At 40.6% G+C, this 5,248-nt stretch carries 6 protein-coding genes; 5 read left to right on the top strand and 1 reads right to left on the bottom strand.

What is annotated here, in order from left to right:
• Positions 1-209: 209 nt before the first annotated feature.
• Positions 210-779, bottom strand: coding sequence for a TetR/AcrR family transcriptional regulator (locus tag K339_RS35885; RefSeq protein ID WP_051397916.1), 570 nt, complete (start codon positions 777-779; stop codon positions 210-212).
• Positions 780-919: 140 nt separating this feature from the next.
• Between K339_RS35885 and K339_RS0109710 the strand changes: the two genes are divergently transcribed.
• The 5 genes from K339_RS0109710 to K339_RS0109690 all read left to right on the top strand — a co-directional run.
• Entirely contained in the window at positions 920-1,771 is an 852-nt protein-coding gene (locus K339_RS0109710; protein WP_037299966.1) for a sterol desaturase family protein, read from the top strand.
• 134 nt (positions 1,772-1,905) lie between these two features.
• Entirely contained in the window at positions 1,906-2,346 is a 441-nt protein-coding gene (locus K339_RS0109705) for an HYC_CC_PP family protein (RefSeq protein ID WP_028523412.1), read from the top strand.
• A 120-nt stretch (positions 2,347-2,466) separates the two neighbouring features.
• Positions 2,467-3,030 (top strand): AraC family transcriptional regulator, encoded by a 564-nt coding sequence (locus tag K339_RS0109700; protein WP_028523411.1) that lies wholly within the window; start codon positions 2,467-2,469, stop codon positions 3,028-3,030.
• 18 nt (positions 3,031-3,048) lie between these two features.
• Complete coding sequence (locus tag K339_RS0109695; protein WP_028523410.1) at positions 3,049-4,539, top strand: multicopper oxidase family protein; 1,491 nt, start codon at positions 3,049-3,051, stop codon at positions 4,537-4,539.
• A 48-nt stretch (positions 4,540-4,587) separates the two neighbouring features.
• Positions 4,588-5,248: sialidase family protein (locus K339_RS0109690; protein ID WP_037299963.1), on the top strand; the 661-nt coding region annotated here is incomplete at its 3' end.

The following is a 5,248-nucleotide window of genomic DNA, read 5'->3' as shown; positions in this document are numbered from 1 at the left end:
GTGTAAAGCGCTATCGAAAACAAATTGAAAAGACAATTGATCAGCCAGCTATCTCCAAGTGACGGTTTTTGTACGAAACGGCAAAACTACCCATATATGAGTTTTTCAAGTTCTTCTCTGGACATAATTTTAAGTTTTTTACAAAGATATTATTACTTACGATAACGTTTAATTATCATAAGTAATAAATATTCAAATTTTTAACACCTTCATAAGGCTACTTTGAATATTGGACTCTCTTCTTCCAATTGCTTTATCATTTTATTACTAACGTCTGCCATTGCTTTGGCCGAAAAGGGCAGTCGGTCTTCTACCCAAAGCGTAAGCAATCGAATAATGCTTGTGGCTACGGCATCCGCTTGATAGCCGAGCATTTTGAGTTGCATTTTTTCGGAAACCTGCTGTTTAGTTTTATAATGTTTCATCAAAAGGTCGGCAATGATGTCTCTAAAAAAGTCAATCAGCACGTGGCCTCCTTTCTTACCAAAAAATGCTAATGCTAAATCGTAATTTTCGGCTACGTGCTGAAAGAAAAACTCAAAGTCAATCGCCAATTCGCCATCCTCGACCTTACTTTTTAAAATATGTCTAAAATTCTCATTGCCCACCAATAGCAATTGGTCTTTGTTTTCAAAATGAGCATAAAATGTAGAACGTCCTACATTGGCTCGGTCTATAATATCTTGAATCGTAATAGCATCGTAGCCCTTTTCCAAAATCAAGGAAACCAATGCTTGCGACAATATTTTTCGGGTTTTCTGTACTCGGCGGTCAATCATTGTTTCTGAACTTTTAGACGATTTTGTTCCATATCTGACAATTAGCAGTTTTTGTAGATTGCACGATTAGCAGCGTCACTTTACTTTTGCTCAAAAATACACCTTGTATTTTATCGAACATAATGTATCATAACTTGACTATGAAAAAACTTGTCACCTACGGACTTTACCCTTTTCTACTCGTATTAGGGTTAGGGGTTTGCACATTTGCTATATTGTTGGATTGGGATGTCTCCCTTACTTACACCTACATGGCAATCGGGCGATTTGTTCTCCTTTTTGGTCTTGAATTTATTATTCCTATCAATCCTGAATGGAAAATGACGTGGCAATCTTTTCTTCGAGATGTCAAATACTTCATTACCATTGGGTTAACGGGGTATCTTTTCAAATACTTTATTGGACTCATTGCCATCAAAAATGCACACTTTGAAGGGATTTTGACCAGCTTACCGTTGGTTCTTGCGGCAGTGATTGCTTTACTTATCTATGAGTTTTTGCAGTATTGGTTTCACCGCATCAGCCACGAAGCCCAAGGCAAGTTTGGGTTGTTTTTATGGAAAGTTCATTCTATTCATCATTTGCCTGATAAAGTGTATTTGCTCATGCACCCTGTATCACACCCTATCAATGCTATTGTGGTCATGCTGATTAGTCAATTAGTATTTGTAGGGCTTGGCGTAGATGCCAAAACGCTTTTACTCATCAATACTATCGTAAGCTTGCAAGGGTTAATTTCTCACTTTAATGTGGAAATAAAGGCGGGTTGGCTCAATTACATTTTCATTGGCACCGAATTACACCGTTTTCATCACAGTGCTAAGGTAGAAGAGGCCAAGAATTTCGGTGCCGTTCTTGCAATTTGGGACATCATTTTTGAAACATTTTATTATCAAAAGGGCAAAATTCCAGAAGAATTAGGGGTTTTTGAACCTGAGAAATACCCAAATTCTACTGAAATTTTCAAAGTATTGAGGTTTCCATTTAGATAATGAAAACTTATTAATTCCCCAGAAGTTGGTGTTTCCATCACTTAATCTGAAAATTATGTAAAAAGTATCGAAAAAAATGTAACCTTCTATTCCCTTGCATCTTCGTACATTTGTCGCTATCAAAGCATAGTGTAATGAAGCAAATCATCAAGCGTACCTTTTGCCTTTACTTAGCCATCCAAGTGTTGTTTGCCAGCACTGGGTTTGCTATGTATGAGCATTGGTGTTTGATGAAGGGAACAAAGACGGTCTCTTTTGTTCATGAAGAAAAATGTCAGAAAGCAAGCCATAAAGCCAGTCATAAAAAATCTGGGTGTGGAGATAGCTTTAAGCGTGGCAAGTGCTGTTCGGACAAAGTTTCTTACTACAAAATTCAAACCCCTTCGGCTGATGGCAGTTCGGTACATTTCATAAGTCAGCACATTGATTTAGTCTCTATTTTCAATCCTATTTATTCCTCTTCAACGGCTTGGATTAACCAGACCGTATCGTTTCGCTTACCGCATTTTTACAGCCCTGCGCCACCACTTCATGGGCGCAGTATGCTCATTTTTATACAATCCTTCCTGATTTGATTAGGTAAAAAGCCCCTTGTGGGCTGATGGCAACCTTTCGGGTTGCTTTTTGGTGTTTCCTTTTTTCACCATGATTACCTAATTTATCATGTATTCCTACCTACTTTTCTTAGAAAACTTATGAAACTGTACATCAAAAACATGGTGTGCAGTCGCTGTAAAACTGTGGTTCGTCAAGAACTCGAAGCACTTGGACACCAAGTAATAACAATCGAATTGGGTGAGGTTGTCCTTGAAAACCCTGCTACCGAAATACAGCTCAACCAAATTTCTGAGCGATTGCAAACGCATGATTTTGAGTTGTTGAGCGACAAAAAACAACAGCTAATCGAGCGAGTCAAAACAGCCATTGTTGAGTTGGTTCACCTCCAAAATGACGGACTCCGTCGGATGAAACATTCTGACTATATCACCGAAAAAGTAAGCCGAGATTACCGATACCTAAGCACACTTTTCTCAGAAGTGGAGGGTATTACCATTGAGCAATATTTAATCAATCAGAAATTAGAAAGGGTAAAAGAGCTACTGGTCTATGATGAGTTGACCCTTTCGCAAATTGCCGATTTACTTAATTATAGCAGTGTGGCTCACCTCTCAGCACAATTCAAGTCCATTACAGGAATGACACCAAGTCAGTTCAAACGGTTACGGGATAAAACACGAAAGCCTTTGGATGAAATTTAACTAAAATAAACCACTACAATGAAACGAAATGACTTTTTGAAAACACTTGGCTTTGGTTCAGCAGGTTTACTGATGGGTGAGAGTCTCTTATCAAGCTGCATGAATCACGACATGGCGACAATGGATATGACAACGGCTCCTACCGTGGTTGAGGGTGCATTTACTACCATTTTACCCATTCTCGAAACCATTACTTCTGGAACAGCTCTGAATGCTCGCAGCCAGAACGCAGCAATTGTAGCAGGTAAAACTGGACAAGTATTGGGGTATAAAAACGGCATTTTAGGACCCACTTTTCGGGTACAGCGTGGCAGTACAGTTACGATTCCTTTTACCAATGGCCTGTCAGAAGAAACTAATATTCACTGGCATGGTTTGCTTGTACCTGCTGCGATGGATGGTCACCCCAGCCAAATGGTGACGGCAGGGCAGTCCTTCAATTATACTTTTAAGATTGACCAAGCGGCAAACATGGCTTGGTATCACCCACACCCACATGAAAAAACGGGCAAACAGGTTTTCACGGGGTTGGCAGGAATGTTTATCGTCGAAAGCCCCGAAGAAAAAGCGTTGAATTTACCTTCGGATGCATATGAACTACCCTTAGTGATTCAGGATAAACGATTGGATACCACCGGGGCAATCATGTATAGCCCTACCTTAGAAGAAGTAATGATTGGTTACATGGGAGAAACCATTACGGTCAATGGTGTGAGTTCTCCTTTTCAGCCTGTTACAACTCGAATGTATCGCCTTAGAGTCTTGAATGGCTCAAATGGGCGAATGTACAATTTAGCATTGAGCAACGGTAATTCCTTCATGGTCATTGGTTCAGATGGCGGCTTACTCCCTGTTCCTGAGACCGTTACGAGCCTATTGCTCGCCCCAGGCGAACGGGCTGATTTGTTGGTGGATTTTAGTAAAATAGCCCTTAATAGTGAGGTGTATTTGCAAAGCAATTCTTTTTCGGGAGTGAGCTCGCAAGGAAGTCAAACATTCAAAATCTTGAAGTTTATGGTGAATAAAACCGAAACAGATACTTTCAAAATGCCAACTTCACTCAACTCTATAACACCCCTATCAACCGCTTCTGCTACCAAGACCCGCACCTTCGATATTGGGGTAATGATGAACATGGGGTCAGGTGGGCACGGTGGAACAATGGCCATGAAAGGGATGCACACCATCAACGGGAAGATTTTCAATATGGACCGTATTGACGAAAGTGTAGCCCTGAACAGCACCGAAATCTGGGAATTTGACAACACCAACGGCGATGAACCCCACCCTATGCACCTTCATGGTACGTTTTTTCAAGTATCCAGTCGAACAGGTGGTCGTGGTAACATTTTGTCACATGAAAAAGGTTTGAAAGATACGGTTTTGGTCATGCCTGGCGAAAAAGTAAGGATTATCACCAAGTTTGAGAAGGTAGGCAAGTTTGTGTTTCATTGCCATAACCTCGAACATGAAGATGACGGCATGATGCTCAATTTTGAAGTGAAATAGCCCCCTTACATACATTTGATTTAGTGCTTTCATTAACCATTCAATACGATGCTTAGTAGAATAATTATAATACTTGTCATTGTCACTACGGTCGCCCGTGGGCAACAAGCCTTATTCTCCACCAAAGGCATTCAACCTGCCATTTGTGTAGGCGAAAATGAATCCATTGAAATGGTATTCGGTAAGGGTAATGCGTTCTATTACACTTCCTCCCAAGATAAAGGTCAGTCTTTTACTTCGCCTGTTTTGGTTGATAGTCTTCAAGGATTGCATTTAGGGGTGTCAAGAGGGCCACAAATTGCCTCTTCTCGTTTTTCCACCGTGATTACTGCCATAGACAAGAAGGGCGATTTGTATGCCTATCTGCTTAATCGTAAAACGGGCAAGTGGCAAAACCACCTTATTATCAATGATGTACCAGAAATCGCCAAAGAAGGTTTCAATGCCTTAGCGAGTGATGGTAAAGGGACTTTTTTTGTGGCTTGGCTTGACCTGAGAGACGATAAGAAAAACAAGATTTTTGGCGCAATTTCTAAGGATGGTGGTCAAACGTGGGGCAAGAATAAACTTATTTATCATTCACCCGATTCGACTGTCTGTGAGTGCTGCCAGCCCTCCATTCTTATGAAAGACAAACAGGTGGTTGTGATGTTCAGAAACTGGATTGGCGGTTCACGGGATATGTACGTAACGGCTTCAAAAGATGGAG

The organism is Runella limosa DSM 17973 (genome assembly GCF_000482465.1).
Taxonomy (GTDB): domain Bacteria; phylum Bacteroidota; class Bacteroidia; order Cytophagales; family Spirosomataceae; genus Runella; species Runella limosa.
The sequence above is the reverse complement of the archived record's forward strand: the minus strand, read 5'-3'. Positions and strand labels throughout refer to the sequence as shown.